Raw genomic sequence first — 15038 nt, 5'->3', positions numbered from 1 at the left:
GGCGAGCGCTTAGGTGACGTACCAGTAAAAAGTGTACTGGGTTTCAACACGGCTATAAGTAGATGTGAAAGGCAAAGCTAACAGATTGCGCTAATTCACGTCTATTTTTTTCTTTTGATTCATCACAGATAAAAGGAGGAACTTATCATGGATCAGAAATTTAACAAAGCTTTTTGGGATGCTTGTGCAAACGGTGATTTTGCAACAGTCTGTGCAGAAATTAAGAAAGGCGCAGATATCAACTATCAGAACGGTGATGGAAGAACGGCATTGATGCGTGCAGCTAAACGTGATTACAAGGATATCGTTCGTGTGCTGTTAGACAATGGTGCTGATGTAAATGTGGAAGATAATAAAGGCAAGACAGCAATTATGGGTGCTGCCAAAAAAGGCAATAAGACAATCTGTAAAAAATTAATCGAAGCAGGTGCTGATGTAAATATGAAAGATGACCGTGGCAGAACTGCTTTAATGCGTGCAGCCTTCTTAGGACACGATCGTTGTGTAGAAGTATTGCTTGATGCTGGTGCAGATATTAATGCACAGGATGAAGTAGGTAGAACTGCTTTAATGGAAGCATGTGTTGCATTTAAGAAAGAAGTCATCCGCTTACTGATTACACGTGGTGCTGATGTCAATATCTGCGATAATAATGGATGTACTGCCCTTATGCGTGCTGCATATGGTGGCTATGTAGGATTAGTAGAAGACTTATTAGCAAATGGAGCTGATAAAGATCTGATTGATAAAGAAGGTCACAAAGCAATTCACTATGTACGTGAAGACTGCCTGGCTCAGTTGAAGCCAATTCTAAAGTGAGGAGGGCAGCCATATGAGAGATTATTTATCACATGAAGTCAGAAACGTTGTTGTCTTAGGACACAGTGGCGTTGGTAAAACAGCAGTTATGGAAAGTATGCTGTACTTCACAAAAGCAAGTGATCGTTTTGGTAAAACCAGTGAAGGAAGTTCTTTGATCGACTATGATCCAGAAGAAATCCGCAGAGGTATTTCCGTTTATGCAAGTCTTGTGCCAATTGAATGGAAGGATTGTAAAATCAACTTTATCGATACACCGGGATACATGGATTTTATCCGAGGCAGTGAAGCAGGATTATCTGTTGGCGACAGCGCATTGATCGTCGTAGACGCAAAAAATGCTGTACAGCCTGGAACAATCAAAGCATGGGAAGGTGCGCAGGCAAAAAAACTGCCTACAATCTTCTTTGTGAATAAACTGGATGAAGAAAACACATCTTTTGATAAAGCATATAACGAATTACGTGATACTTTTGGTAAAGCTGTTATTCCATTTGAAGTACCAATTATGGAAAATGGCAGAACAATCGGTTCTGTCAATATCTTAAGAGATAAAGCATGGTATTTTGAAGGACCTTTGGCAGATCCTGAAAAAGCGCAGGCTGTACCAGAAGATATGGAAGCAATGGTTGCGGAATACAAAAACCAGATTGCCGAAGCAATCGCAATGAGCGATGATGAATTAATGGAAAAATACTTCAGTGGAGAAGAATTCTCAGAAGCTGAATTAACCCGTGGGGTACGTCTTGGCGTACGTAATGGGGAAATCCGTCCAGTATTCTCAGGCAGCGCAACACACAGCGTTGGTATTGAGCGTTTGATGGATCTGATTGTAAAATACTTCCCAACATATGGAGAAGCTGGAAGTATCATCGTCAAAGATGCCAATACCAATGAAGAAGTGATGTTAGAAACAAATGAAAAAGAAACACTTTGTGCACAGGTATTTAAGACTATTGTCGATCCATTCGTTGGACGTATCTCTTATATCAAAGTATTATCTGGTGTATTAAGTTCTGATTCTAACGTTTATAACACTAATAAGGATAAAATGGAAAAAATCTCAACAATCTTTATCGTTAAAGGAAAACACCAAACTGCTGTTGGTAAGTTGTTTACAGGAGATATCGGTGCTGTTGTAAAACTGCAATATACACAAACAAATGATACGCTTTGTGAAAAAGGAAAAGCATTTGTGGCAGATCCTATCAAATTCTCTACACCAATGTATGGCATGGCTGTATTCCCTAAATCTAAAAATGATGAGGACAAGATGAGTAATGCACTAGCTCGTATGGTAGAGGAAGATCCAACACTTCGCTTGGAAAATAATCCAGAAACCAAACAAAGCATATTGTATGGTATCGGAGATCAGCATATAGAAGTCATTTTGGCAAAACTGCGCAACAAATATAAAGTGGAAGTACGCTTGGAAACTCCAAAAGTACCATACCATGAAACCATTCGTAAAAAAGTCGTTGGTGAAGGTCGTCATAAGAAACAATCTGGTGGACATGGTCAGTTCGGTCATGTATTTGTAGAATTTGAACCAAATCCAGATGAAGAAGAAATGGTATTTGAAGAAAAAGTATTTGGTGGTGCTGTGCCTCGCCAATACTTCCCAGCCGTAGAAACAGGACTTCGTGAATGTATGCATCATGGACCACTTGCCGGCTATAAAGTTGTAAATATCAAAGCCACTTTATTAGATGGTAAATATCACGATGTAGACTCCAGTGAAATGGCATTTAAACTGGCTGCCCGTCTTGCATTTAAAGCAGGTATGGAACAGGCAAATCCAATCATGCTAGAACCAATCGTGAATGTTACTGTACGTGTACCAGATGAATTCACTGGTACAATCATTGGTGATTTCAATAAACGCCGTGGTGCCATCATGGGTATGGATATGGTTGATGGATATCAGGAAATCAAAGCGCAGGTACCACTTGCGGAAGTTATGCGTTACCCATTAGAATTACGTGCTATGACACAGGGTAGAGGAACTTATACGCAGGAATTTGACCGCTATGATCCAGTACCAAGCAACCTAGTAGACCGTATCATTGCGGATGCGAAAAAAGAGGAAGAAGAATAAACAAATAAGGTAGAAACCATCATGATTTCTACCTTTATTTTATGCCTGTCATATGACGGATGTAAGATAATTGTAACAAAATGAAATAAAATGAAAATATACCTTGACATAGATGTTTGTTTTTACTACAATACAGTCATGTTGAGTTTTATGAATACACTCTCATAGAATGAAGAAGCTGGCTACTTCTGTATTCTATGCTTTTTTTCGTAAAAGTAGTCTTACAATTATACAAGACTACAATCTCAACAGGAGGAGAGAAGATTTAAGAATGAAAAAGAAAAAAAGAACCAATAAAACAGCAGCAACAATGGCTGCTGTTATGGGGGTAACTGCGGCTTTCCAATCGGTAAGTCCGATTGTTTATGCACAAGAACAAAACCCTGAAATCACAACGGATCAAACAAACATCTACGACGTAACAACTAATCAAGAAACACTAGATGTGGAAAACACAACAGAAAGTGTTACGACAAATGAAAATACAGATTCACAAGTTGTCAAAGAAGAAACACCAGAAACTACTCTTCAGGAAACCATTATACCTGAAGCTATCGCTGAAACAAATGTACAAAAAGGGGTTCCAATAGATGAACAACACTTCCCGGATGAAATTTTCCGTCGGGTTGTGAAAAAAGTATATGATATTAATAATAATGGCTATATTTCAGATCAGGAAAACGCAAATATTAGAAGTCTTGATGTGAATCAGTATCTTTCATTAGACGATGATAGGATTCAAAGTGTAAAAGGTATTGAGTATTTAACAGCATTAGAAAATTTGTATCTTACCCATCATGATATTGAAAATATTGACCTCTCAAAGAATACGAATTTACAATTATTACTTTTGAACGAGAATCCTATCGCTTCCATTGATTTAAGTCAAAATAAAGCATTAAAAATTGTAAATCTTGAGAAAACCAAAATCGCTGATATTGATTTAAGTGCATTAACGCAGCTTGAATTATTTAATTTCAGTGAAACAAACATCACTTCTATTGATTTATCGCATAATACAAACTTGAAAAACCTTATTGGATCTAATGTCAAATTAACATCATTAGATGTCAGTATGTTAACGGAATTAACATATTTGGATATACATAAATCTAATCGTGCTGACACACCATTAGATGGTTTAGATTTATCAAATAATACGAAGCTTGAAACTGCATATATTCAAAATAACTTATGTTCTCATGTGAATGTGGAAAACTGTTTGAATTTGAAAGATTTTAATTGTTTAGGCAACCAATTGACATCGCTTGATGTTCATAATTCAAAGGAATTAATAAATTTATATTGTGGTTACAATGAATTAACAAATTTAGATTTAACAAATCTGACGAAATTACAATTATTAAGTTGTGCCCGTAATCAGTTTTCTTATTTAGATTTAACCAATCAAAAAGATTTAAAGCTTTTAGACTGTAACGAAAATCATTTGATTGATTTAAAATTAGCGGATGAAGCAAAAGATGTTGTCTATATGAGTCATAATTATCAATATATTGATTTAAAGGATGCACATGTGAAGGATGGCTATGACTTTAGTAAATTGAATCCAAATTTTGATCCTGATAAAATTATCAGTATTGAAGATGGTAACAATCATCTTATAGAAGATGCACAATTTGAAGGTAGTATTTTAAAAGGTCTTAAGCTAAATAAAGCCTATTATATCAAATATGAAATTAGTAAGAAATCAGCAATGACTTTTGTTGTTTTTCCAGAAATTTATTGTGATGAATTAACTTTCCCAGATGTAGCCTTAAGGGAATTTATAAAAACGAAGTATGATACAAATAAAGATGGCAGATTAGAGTATTCTGAACTAAGCAAAGCTACGACTATTGATCTTTCAGGTAATAAAAACATAAAAGATTTAACAGGACTTGAAAACTTTACATACCTTGTTAATTTGCATTGTGATAACACAAACATCACAACTATGGATGTCAGCAAGATAAAGTCTTTGCAAATAGTTACTGCGAATAATGTTCCTAATCTAAAAAGTGTAAATGTGACTGGATGTGATAAATTAAGTACATTAAGACTAAAAAATACTGGAATCACTTCTTTGGATGTGACAAAAAATCCAAAATTGGATACATTAGATTGTTCAAAAACGAAATTAACAAGTATTGATGTTTCACATAATCCTACTTTATTTAATTTATGTGTTACAGGAACGGATATATCAACCCTTGATGTAACAAAAAATCTAAAATTAATTGACCTGCAATTAGCTAATACAAAAATCAGATCAATTGATGTATCACAAAATAAAAACTTGCAAAGTCTAACCATTCATGATTGTTTTATGGATACTTTGGATATCACACAAAATTTATATTTAGTAAATCTATTTGCGAATAATAATAATTTTACTGAATTAAATGTGGAGAATAATAAAAAATTAAAATATTTAGAAGTATCAGGTAATAAACTAATAAAACTGGATGTTCAACAAAATCCTGAATTAATAAAATTAGATTGTGAAAGCAATGATCTTTCAACATTAGACTTAACACATAACGCAAAACTGAAGCTATTAAATTGTGGAAAGAATCATCTATATGATATACAATTCGCACAAGATGCTTCCGTGAGAAATTTTATGGGTAAAAATCAAAAGGCAAATACAATTGTTCTTGAAGATACAGACACATATGATTTAAAAGAATTATATGGAAAAGATGTAGAAATCAGTAATCTAAAAGGTGCTACTTTAGATGGCATGATCTTAAAAGATATCAAACGAGGCACAGATATTACATATACAATCAGTTATAAAAATGGCATAAAATTGGATGTTACTTTGAGATTTGTATTGAATAATGCTTGGAAAACGCCATTGACAATATCTGATTGGACTTATGGGGATACACCTAAAGAACCTCAAGGGGAAGCTTTATATGGAGATGTTACATTTACATATAGCGATAGTGAAACAGGAACTTTCACAACAGATGTTCCAACAAATGCAGGTACATGGTATGTAAAAGCAAGCGTAGAAGATGATCGATATGTGGAATTAAGTGCTGTTGCATCTTTTACCATTCATAAAGCTACACCTATTATAAATTCTCCACAATTATTTACAAGCTATCAACAAACATCAAATGATGTTGCCTTACCAGAAGGATTTACATGGACACAAGAACCTGTTACATTTGATCATATAGGAGATTATACATTAAAAGCATTATATACCCCAGCAGATACAAAAAATTATAATTCTGTAGATGTGGATGTTATTGTACATGTGGAAAAAGCGAAGAATGCATGGATAACGCCTTTAGAAATAAAGGGATGGTATAAGGGACAGACACCTAATGCACCATATGCGAAAGCTGCTTATGGAGATGTACATTATGTATACAGCAAAGAAAAATATGGTATTTACACCAATACACAACCAACACAAAAAGGTACCTGGTATGTAAAGGCGATTGTAATGGATAACGATAATTATAATGGATTGGTAAGTGAACCTATTGCATTTGAAATTAAAGTTAAAGAAATTACTACCATTATTCATGGTAATGTAGAAGTACCTGAAAAAGAAGAAGTTAAACAAGAAGCAACGCAACAAATGGTGAAGAAAGACAATACAGTAACTACTGTACAAACTGGAGATCATACAAAAGCAGGGTTATTCACAATGATGGGAATGGTATCTCTTGCGGCGTTAGCTGTATTGGACAAAAGAAAAAAGGCAATTAAAAAATAACATAAAAGGTTTTCATATCAACTATGGTGTGAAAACCTTTTTCAAAGATATCAGAATAAGTAGAAAATAAGATAGCTATTTACAGATGTTTGTTTTACAATAAAAGTAAGGAAAGACAAAGAGGCGATAATATGAAAGAAATCAAAGTTACAGATATCAAAGGTATACAAATTGGACAAGCTGAAGATGAGAATGCAGGAACTGGTTGTACCGTCATCATTTGTAAAGAAGGTGCCACAGCTGGTGTAGATGTACGAGGTGGTGGACCAGCCACAAGAGAAACCGATTTATTAAATCCAATCAATATGGTACAACAAATTCATGCCGTTATGTTGAGTGGTGGTAGTGCTTTTGGCCTTGATGCCGCAAGTGGTGCTATGCAATACTTGGAAGAACATGATTGTGGATTTGATATGCAAGTTGCACATGTTCCAATCGTTTGTGGTGCTTCATTATTTGATTTATCTGTAGGTGACCCTAAGGTAAGACCAGATAAAACAATGGGATATCAGGCATGTTTAAACAGTGAACAAAATCTGTTTGAAGAAGGCAACCATGGTGCAGGAACTGGTGCCAGTGTAGGAAAAGTACTTGGTTTTGATAAAGCGATGAAAAGTGGTATTGGTATGAGTGGTATGGAAACCGGTGGCATTCAGGTTGCGGCTGTTGTGGCAGTAAATGCTTGTGGAAATGTAGTGGATTATGAAACAAATGAACAATTAGCTGGTATTTATGATGCGGCTACGAATACAATCATTGACGCAAAGGATGCCGTGATTGCACAGATTGAACAGATGGCAGCATTGGCACAGGGAAATACAACGATTGGCTGTATTGTCACAAATGCGAAATTAGATAAAGCACAATGTACAAAGATTGCGGGAATTGCGCATAATGGATATGCTAGAGCGATTCATCCTGTACATACGATGAGTGATGGAGATACGATTTTTGTATTAAGCACAGGTGAAGTAGAAGCGATGCCGGATGCCATTGGTATTTTAGCAACTGAAGTGATGGCAAAAGCAATTAATCGTGCAGTAAAGGCAGCGGATAGCGCATATGGATTAAAAGCGTATAAAGATATCCATTCATAAGGATAGGAACCGGGGGTGAAGTTTTATGAAGTATCATGTGAAAAGTGGTTATAAATTATTCGTATTGTGTTTCAGCTTTTTACTAGTGGCCTGTCAGGCAAAAACAGATATATTTCAAAAGGAAAATGTGCGTTTTTTTCCATCAGCATTTTATTACGTTGGTGATCCTGGTAAAGAGATGATTTCCACATTGTCCAATGGGACAGAAGGAATCTTTGATCCCGAAGAAAAGAAAATATCATTTATCGTACAGGTGCTATCAGATAGCGAAGAAGATATAAAGAACTTTCAAAATCAGATTACATCTGTAGGTATCATAACATCAGATCATGAAATATCCGCTACTGCAAATCTATACAACATAAAAAAGATAGATACTGCGCCTGGAAAAGCAAAAACAAATAATGAACTTGATGGTAAAATTCAGGGAGATTTGGTGATATCTTTCAATGCGTTAGATGACGTAATATCAGATCGTGTACAATTAACGATGAAGGATGGTACTGTAAAGAATTTAGATTGTGATATACAGGTTCATGTAGAAGCATTTTCTAAAGATTTAAATGTGAATTATGCCTCTAATTATAAAGCGATAAGGGAAAAAAGCAGTTTTGATACCAATCGTGGTGGATTTACATTCTCAAATATAGGGGAAGACATGAAAACATTTGATATGAAGGATTTGGTTTATGATGATACAAAGATGGAAGCAACCTATGATACACAAACAGATGAACTGATTCTGGATGGAAAAGAACCATGGAAAACCATTACCTATGTTTGTTATTACCAAACATATACTTCACAAATTTATCCTTTATCTGGATATATCTATTTTGGCGAATTTCAAGAGGTAATTGATAAATTAAGTAAATAGATACAAGAATAAAAGATGCCAATCAAAAGATTTGACATCTTTTTTCGTATGAAAATTAGGCAATAGCGGATAAAAGATAAAAAAATCACAAGTGATAACGGTTACATTGAAATTTTATATTGTAAAAGTTTACCAATTTCTCTATAATAAAAACGTTGAAGGAACATATAGAAGATATTTCATAGTGATGCTTGCACATTAATGAAATGGGACAATGCCCTTTGACACCTTGATAATACATCGTATCCTAAAGGAACGAAAGTAGGAGGAGAAAACATGAAAAACGCAGAAAAAACAAAACGTCTTGCTTTTATGGCAATGTTCTTAGCCATTGAAGCTGTCTTGGTATTTACACCACTTGGATTTATTCCAATTCCACCATTGAACCCGACACTTATGCATATTCCAGTTATTATCGCGGGTATTACACTTGGTAAAAAAGCAGGTGCACAGATGGGATTTGTATTTGGATTATGTAGCTTCTTAAATGCGACTTTCCGTCCTGGTTTAACATCTTTCATATTTACACCATTCTATAGTATTGGTGGTGTATCAGGTAACTGGACAAGCTTGGTTATCGCATTTGTTCCAAGAATTCTGTTAGGATTTATGGCAGGATGGACATATGAAACATTAACGGATAAAAACTGCAACAAACACATCAGTGTGATCATATCAGCACTTGTTGGTGCTATGACAAATACGATTCTAGTTATGGGTGGTATTTATGTGTTCTTTGGTCAGCCATATGCACAGGCAATTGGAATCAGCTTTGATGCTTTGGTTGGTGCGATCATGACAGTTGTCACAACAAACGGTCTGTTTGAAGCGGTGATTGGCTCTGTAGTCAGTGTGGCAGTTTGTAAGGCATTAGAACCATTTGTCAGAAAATTTCAAAAAACAAAGAAAAAAGAAGCAGTCAATGTTAAGGAAACACTAAACGAAAACATTGCTTAAAAATATATCAGGTGAAACAAGTGCAGGCAGTTTCACCTTTTCTTTTTCCTAAAATACAGGTATACTTAATAAGGAAGAAAGAGTGATAATCTATGACACAGCTAAAAAAAGATTTGATGAGCTGGAGTGATTCTCTGATGGAATTTCATTTGCCACGTTGGGAAGAACTGCCAAACTTTGATTTATATATGGATCAGGTCATTACACTGATCGAAGGATATCTATACATTTTATCTGATGGCAAAGAAAATGTATTAACCAGTGCAATGATTAATAATTATGTGAAACAGAAACTGGTTCCAAAAGCAGAAAAAAAACGGTATAATCGTATGCATATGGCATATTTAATCGCAATTACAGTGTTAAAACAGGTATTGACAATCACAAAAGTAAAAGAAGGCATTGAATATCAGTCCAATATCAGTGGATTAAAAGAAGCTTACAATATGTTTTGTGAAGAATTGGAAAGCAGCCTGTCAACGATTGCGAATCAATTGAAAAACGGAGAAGGCGCTTTTCAATTAGATAGTATGGAATTACGCAATAGTGCCATGAAGTTTGTGACTATCTCCTTTGCATGTAAACTTGTCGCAGAGAAGATGGTACGATTACAGAATTCCTATCAGGAAGAACAAGAGGAAACAAAATAGCCTTGTCGTAAAGATACAGGCTTTTTTATGGGAAAAGGAGTCATTATGAGAAAGCAGTTAAATTTATTGAATGGGCCGATTCTGCCCGTATTAAGTAAACTGGCTTTGCCAATTATGGCAACCAGTTTCATACAAATGGCATATAATTTGATTGATATGATCTGGATTGGTGCGATTGGCAGTGCTGCTGTTGCGTCTGTTGGTGCCGCTGGTATGTTTATGTGGTTATCAAATGGACTTGCGACCTTAGCGAAAATGGGAGGACAAATCAAGGTTGCCCATGCACTGGGTGCTGATGCGAAAAAAGAAGCCGCATGGTATGCGCAAAGCTCTATTCAAATGGGAATCGTGTTTGCGCTTATATTTGGAATATTATCCGTTATTTTTGCGGATCCAATGATAGGATTTTTTAAATTAAACAGTGCTGATGTCATACATGATGCAAAATATTATTTGATGATTACCTGTGGTTTTGTGATTTTTTCATTTATGAATCAGATATTTACCGGTATATTAACAGCGATGGGAAATAGTAAAACTTCATTTATCGCAACCACAACAGGATTGCTTTTAAACATTGTATTAGATCCATTATTCATCTTTGGATTTGGCTTTATACCAGCTATGGGCGTATTTGGCGCAGGACTTGCGACGATCATTGCACAGTTTCTGGTAATGTTGCTATTTATTCTTGCTATAAGAAAAGATCAGATTTTATTTCATGAGGTACATATCTTGCATAAACCACATCCTTTATATATGAAAGAAATCTTTCGTATTGGTCTTCCATCAGCTTTACAAAGTATGTTGTTTTCTACCATATCCATGGTGATTGCACGTTTGATTGCCGGATGGGGAGATAGTGCTGTCGCAGTACAAAAGGTTGGATCACAGATAGAATCCATTTCATGGATGAGCGCAGAAGGATATGCTGCCGCATTAAACAGTTTTGTGGCGCAGAATTATGGCGCGAAAAATCCAAAACGAGTAAAAGAAGGTTATCGTATTTCTATGATTGTAATGTTGGCATGGGGAGTATTCTGTACACTGGTATTGATTTTATGTCCTCAAGTTATCTTTCAGATATTTATTCATGAACAAGATGTTTTACCATTAGGTGTGGATTATCTACGGATTTTAGGCTTCTCCCAGTTATTTATGTGTATGGAAATTACGACTGCAGGAGCATTCAGCGGTCTTGGAAAAACAATGCCGCCTTCTATTGTCAGCATTACATTAACATCCGCAAGGATCCCAATGGCAATGGTATTAAGTGATTTATTTGGTTTAAATGGGATCTGGTGGGCAATCACCATCAGTTCTATAGGAAAAGGCAGTGTACTATTTACATGGTTTATCCATAATATAAAAAAGCCTGATTTCCTGATTCCAAAACATATCACAGTAGAAAATTAAGGATTCATAAGAAAAAAGTTTACCCAAACAGACAAGATTGTGGTAAACTTTTTTTTGGTGATGAAAAATGAAAGATTTTTTTACTTTTTATAAAGACATACAGGGAATGCAGCTGCCTTTTGAGGCATTCTCCCTGATACATATTGTATTTCTGGCAATCAGTTTGTTTTTGATTATGAAACTGTATCGCTATTATGGTAAATTAAATACCATAGCACAAAGACGTTTTCAGGTTAAAATGGCAATCTATTTCTTAATAGAAGAAGCGCTCTATACTGCATGGCTGTTATGGAAATGTCATGATCATGTACTGTTAGAAATTCTGCCTTTAGAATTATGCAGTCTATGTGTTTATATGAATGCCTTCTGTGTATTTACACAAAAGGAAAGCTTACGCTTTTTCAGTGCAGTGGTTGGTTTGATTGCAGGTGGTGTCGCAATGATTTATCCAGCGAATATTAGTGGATTATATCCAGTATTCTCTTATCGTACCATCAATTTCTATATGTTGCATGGCGCTTTTATCTTGTTTTCTTTGATACAGCTAAAAGATGAAACGCTTTTAAGCTATGAACATATGAAGAAAAACTTTGTGATACTGTCTTGTATGTTCACAATAGCCTTTATTGTAAATGTCATGTATAATACGCAATATATGTTTGTGGGAATACCACCAAAGATTTCTTTTATTGCCAGTGTATATCAAATGACAGGCATCGTATTTTTCTTACCAGTGGTTTTAATCGTTTTATCAATTATCCAGGTGGTTGTGGTATTTTTACTTAGACAGGTTTTTTATCGAAAAAACCATCCGTATCAGGAATATAAATACTAAGACTTCCACTATCCACAAGGAAGTTTCCACAGCCGTTTTCATCAAGAATTACACTATCCTTTTCTGGATGTAGACAATCACGATAACATACATGTGCATACGTCGTATCGATGCACATCTTTTTTTGTCCTCCCATTTGATCACTTAATAAAACAGCAAGTCCACCAGTATGCTTGGCATCCCCACTTCTTGTGAATCCAACTACATGAGGATCATCAAAATAATCATGCTGGATACCATAAGCAAGGTTTTTTCTAAGATATAAAAGGATATCTAAAGTATCACGAAGTCCAGAAATTTGATTATGAGGGATACCATAATAATCTCCATAAAAAATACAAGGATATCCTTGCTGGCGCAATAAAATCATTGCATATGCCATCGGCTTAAACCAATCTAATACCCATGATTCAAGGGATTGTCCAATTTGTGTATCATGATTATCCACAAAGGTAACTGCTTTAAATTCATCATAAGAAACAAGTGTACCATCTAATAATTTGGACATATCATAATGGCCATTGCTTCTACTGGCATCATAGAAATGATAATGTAGCGGAACATCAAATAAAGACATCATATAATCATCTACTTGCATATAATGGATCAATTTATTAATATCCCCACTCCAATATTCACCAACAGAAAATAATTCTTTGCCAGTATCTTTACGTAGCTTTTCCAGCCAGTTTTTATAAAAACCAAAATGAATATGTTTCACTGCATCCATTCGAAAACCATCGATTTTGGTTGTATCCACAAACCATGAACCCCATCGATTTAATTCCTGTATAACATCCGGATTTTGAAAATCAATATCTGCGCCCATCAGATAATCATAATTTTGATATTCACCATCTACCTGTTGATCCCAATCCTTGCCATAAAAGCGGAAGATACGATTTTCTTTTGTTGCCTGATCATAATCGATTCCATCAAAATCATCCCAGTTCCAGATATAATCAGAATACTTGCCATTTCTGCCAGGGAATGTAAACTTGGTCCATGCTTCAATGGTTTCTTCATTACTGGTTATTTCTTCACGATCTCTAGGATCTACAGATACAGCTAAAATCTGTTCTGTCGCATCAGCCCCCATTTTATGATCAAATACAATATCCGCATACACATCGATATCATACATATGCAAGGCATTGATTGCATCTAACAGTTCTTCTTTTGTGCCATATTTTGTTTCAATACTCCCTTTTTGTGGAAATTCTCCTAAATCATATAGATCATATACCCCATATCCAACATCCTGATTACCAGCAGCTCCTTTATATGCAGGGGGAATCCATACTGCTGTAATGCCAATATCAGCTAGATGTTTTGCATCCTGTTTTAACAGCTTCCAAAGATGGGGCTGATTAGGTAGATACCATTCAAAATATTGTAAAATTACACCATTTGTCTTAGTCATAACATCACCTCATATGTTATTATGGTAACATAGTTTTGTTAGAGAAAAATGTGAAATATAAGATAAAAAAATTTTTTACATTTTTATGAGCAAATGGATTTTCTTTTTATCACATTTGCGTTACAATGTTATTGTAAAAGTTAGAAGGAGGAAATCTAAATGGCTAAATTTGTTTGTCAAGTATGTGGTTATGTATACGAAGGAGATGCAGCTCCTGAATTCTGTCCAATTTGTAAGGCACCAGCAGAAAAATTCACAAAACAAGAAGGTGAAATGAGCTGGGCTGCTGAACATGTTGTTGGTGTTGCAAAAGGTGCACCAGAAGATATTATCAATGATTTACGTATGAACTTTGAAGGTGAATGCAGTGAAGTTGGTATGTATCTTGCAATGGCACGTGTTGCTCATCGTGAAGGATATCCAGAAATCGGATTATATTATGAAAAAGCAGCTTATGAAGAAGCAGAACATGCAGCTAAATTCGCAGAATTGTTAGGTGAAGTAATCACAGATTCAACAAAGAAGAATTTGGAAATGAGAGTAGATGCTGAAAATGGCGCAACAGCTGGTAAATTTGATCTTGCAAAACGTGCGAAAGCATTAAACTTAGATGCAATTCACGATACAGTTCATGAAATGGCTCGTGATGAAGCTCGTCATGGTAAAGCATTTGAGGGTCTGTTAAAGAGATACTTCGGCTAATCAGAAACCTTGTAAAATCAATACTTTTAAGCACTTTGGGGTGTGTGGGAATTTTCTCACACACCTTATTTTTTATTTAAGTGGTTGTGGAAAAGTGTGGGTAAATGATTTTTTATACCTTTGTTTTTTATACTTCCCCACACCATAAAATGTGGGGGAAAGTAACAGCCTCCACACTTGTCAATGGCTTGCTTTTTGGCACAAAAAGTTTGTGAAACAAACCATTTACAAGTATCACAACTTAAACCATAGAAAAAGAGGTTGCTAAACAGTCCTTGTTTAACAACCTCTTGATTACCCTTTTATTAAGTTCTTCTACAAACTGGAATTTGTTATTCTAAAACAAATGGCTCAATATATTCTCTTATGAACTGAACTCTATCAAATACCAAAGGCTTGAATGTTGCCGTAACAGAGATTACAAT

General features: G+C 35.2%; 11 protein-coding genes. 10 read left to right on the top strand and 1 reads right to left on the bottom strand.

Features of this window, described 5'->3' with window-relative positions:
* The first annotated feature begins 147 nt into the window (after positions 1 to 147).
* The 9 genes from DW114_RS08005 (at position 148) to DW114_RS07965 (ending at position 12488) form a co-directional block, all read left to right on the top strand.
* The gene (locus DW114_RS08005) at positions 148 to 819 is read left to right on the top strand and encodes an ankyrin repeat domain-containing protein (protein WP_117453261.1); all 672 of its coding nucleotides are present in this window, start codon (positions 148 to 150) and stop codon (positions 817 to 819) included.
* 13 nt (positions 820 to 832) lie between these two features.
* The gene (gene fusA, locus DW114_RS08000; protein WP_117453260.1) at positions 833 to 2917 is read left to right on the top strand and encodes an elongation factor G; all 2085 of its coding nucleotides are present in this window, start codon (positions 833 to 835) and stop codon (positions 2915 to 2917) included.
* 271 nt (positions 2918 to 3188) lie between these two features.
* Positions 3189 to 6656 carry an MBG domain-containing protein gene (locus tag DW114_RS07995; RefSeq protein ID WP_117453259.1) on the top strand — a complete coding sequence of 1156 codons (3468 nt, stop codon included), beginning with the start codon at positions 3189 to 3191 and terminating at the stop codon, positions 6654 to 6656.
* Positions 6657 to 6787: 131 nt separating this feature from the next.
* Entirely contained in the window at positions 6788 to 7753 is a 966-nt protein-coding gene (locus DW114_RS07990) for a P1 family peptidase (protein ID WP_117453258.1), read from the top strand.
* A 25-nt stretch (positions 7754 to 7778) separates the two neighbouring features.
* Positions 7779 to 8630 (top strand): hypothetical protein, encoded by an 852-nt coding sequence (locus DW114_RS07985; RefSeq protein ID WP_117453257.1) that lies wholly within the window; start codon positions 7779 to 7781, stop codon positions 8628 to 8630.
* A 276-nt stretch (positions 8631 to 8906) separates the two neighbouring features.
* The gene (locus tag DW114_RS07980) at positions 8907 to 9587 is read left to right on the top strand and encodes an ECF transporter S component (protein WP_117453256.1); all 681 of its coding nucleotides are present in this window, start codon (positions 8907 to 8909) and stop codon (positions 9585 to 9587) included.
* Positions 9588 to 9679: 92 nt separating this feature from the next.
* Positions 9680 to 10237, top strand: coding sequence for a DUF1836 domain-containing protein (locus tag DW114_RS07975; protein ID WP_117453255.1), 558 nt, complete (start codon positions 9680 to 9682; stop codon positions 10235 to 10237).
* 45 nt (positions 10238 to 10282) lie between these two features.
* Positions 10283 to 11653, top strand: coding sequence for an MATE family efflux transporter (locus DW114_RS07970; RefSeq protein WP_117453254.1), 1371 nt, complete (start codon positions 10283 to 10285; stop codon positions 11651 to 11653).
* 67 nt (positions 11654 to 11720) lie between these two features.
* On the top strand, positions 11721 to 12488 hold the full coding sequence (locus tag DW114_RS07965) for a YwaF family protein (protein WP_117453253.1): 768 nt from the start codon (positions 11721 to 11723) through the stop codon (positions 12486 to 12488).
* Here the strand turns inward: DW114_RS07965 and DW114_RS07960 are convergent.
* A complete protein-coding gene (locus tag DW114_RS07960) occupies positions 12436 to 13911 on the bottom strand; it encodes an alpha-amylase (RefSeq protein ID WP_117453252.1) in 1476 nt (491 codons plus the stop codon). The genes DW114_RS07965 and DW114_RS07960 overlap by 53 nt on opposite strands.
* Before the next feature lie 159 nt (positions 13912 to 14070).
* Here DW114_RS07960 and DW114_RS07955 point away from each other — a divergent pair, with 159 nt between their 5' ends.
* Entirely contained in the window at positions 14071 to 14613 is a 543-nt protein-coding gene (locus tag DW114_RS07955; RefSeq protein ID WP_117453251.1) for an NADH peroxidase, read from the top strand.
* Positions 14614 to 15038 lie beyond the last annotated feature (425 nt).

The organism is Absiella sp. AM09-50, from assembly GCF_003433845.1.
Lineage (GTDB): Bacteria > Bacillota_I > Bacilli_A > Erysipelotrichales > Erysipelotrichaceae > Hoskinsella > Hoskinsella hominis.
The sequence above is the reverse complement of the archived record's forward strand: the minus strand, read 5'-3'. Positions and strand labels throughout refer to the sequence as shown.

Excerpts from the sequence above, each read along its gene's own strand:
- DW114_RS08005 (WP_117453261.1), top strand. The coding sequence starts at position 148 with ATGGATCAGAAATTTAACAAAGCTTTTTGGGATGCTTGTGCAAACGGT.
- fusA (WP_117453260.1), top strand. The coding sequence starts at position 833 with ATGAGAGATTATTTATCACATGAAGTCAGAAACGTTGTTGTCTTAGGA.
- DW114_RS07995 (WP_117453259.1), top strand. The coding sequence starts at position 3,189 with ATGAAAAAGAAAAAAAGAACCAATAAAACAGCAGCAACAATGGCTGCT.
- DW114_RS07990 (WP_117453258.1), top strand. The coding sequence starts at position 6,788 with ATGAAAGAAATCAAAGTTACAGATATCAAAGGTATACAAATTGGACAA.
- DW114_RS07985 (WP_117453257.1), top strand. The coding sequence starts at position 7,779 with ATGAAGTATCATGTGAAAAGTGGTTATAAATTATTCGTATTGTGTTTC.
- DW114_RS07980 (WP_117453256.1), top strand. The coding sequence starts at position 8,907 with ATGAAAAACGCAGAAAAAACAAAACGTCTTGCTTTTATGGCAATGTTC.
- DW114_RS07975 (WP_117453255.1), top strand. The coding sequence starts at position 9,680 with ATGACACAGCTAAAAAAAGATTTGATGAGCTGGAGTGATTCTCTGATG.
- DW114_RS07970 (WP_117453254.1), top strand. The coding sequence starts at position 10,283 with ATGAGAAAGCAGTTAAATTTATTGAATGGGCCGATTCTGCCCGTATTA.
- DW114_RS07965 (WP_117453253.1), top strand. The coding sequence starts at position 11,721 with ATGAAAGATTTTTTTACTTTTTATAAAGACATACAGGGAATGCAGCTG.
- DW114_RS07960 (WP_117453252.1), bottom strand. The coding sequence starts at position 13,911 with ATGACTAAGACAAATGGTGTAATTTTACAATATTTTGAATGGTATCTA.
- DW114_RS07955 (WP_117453251.1), top strand. The coding sequence starts at position 14,071 with ATGGCTAAATTTGTTTGTCAAGTATGTGGTTATGTATACGAAGGAGAT.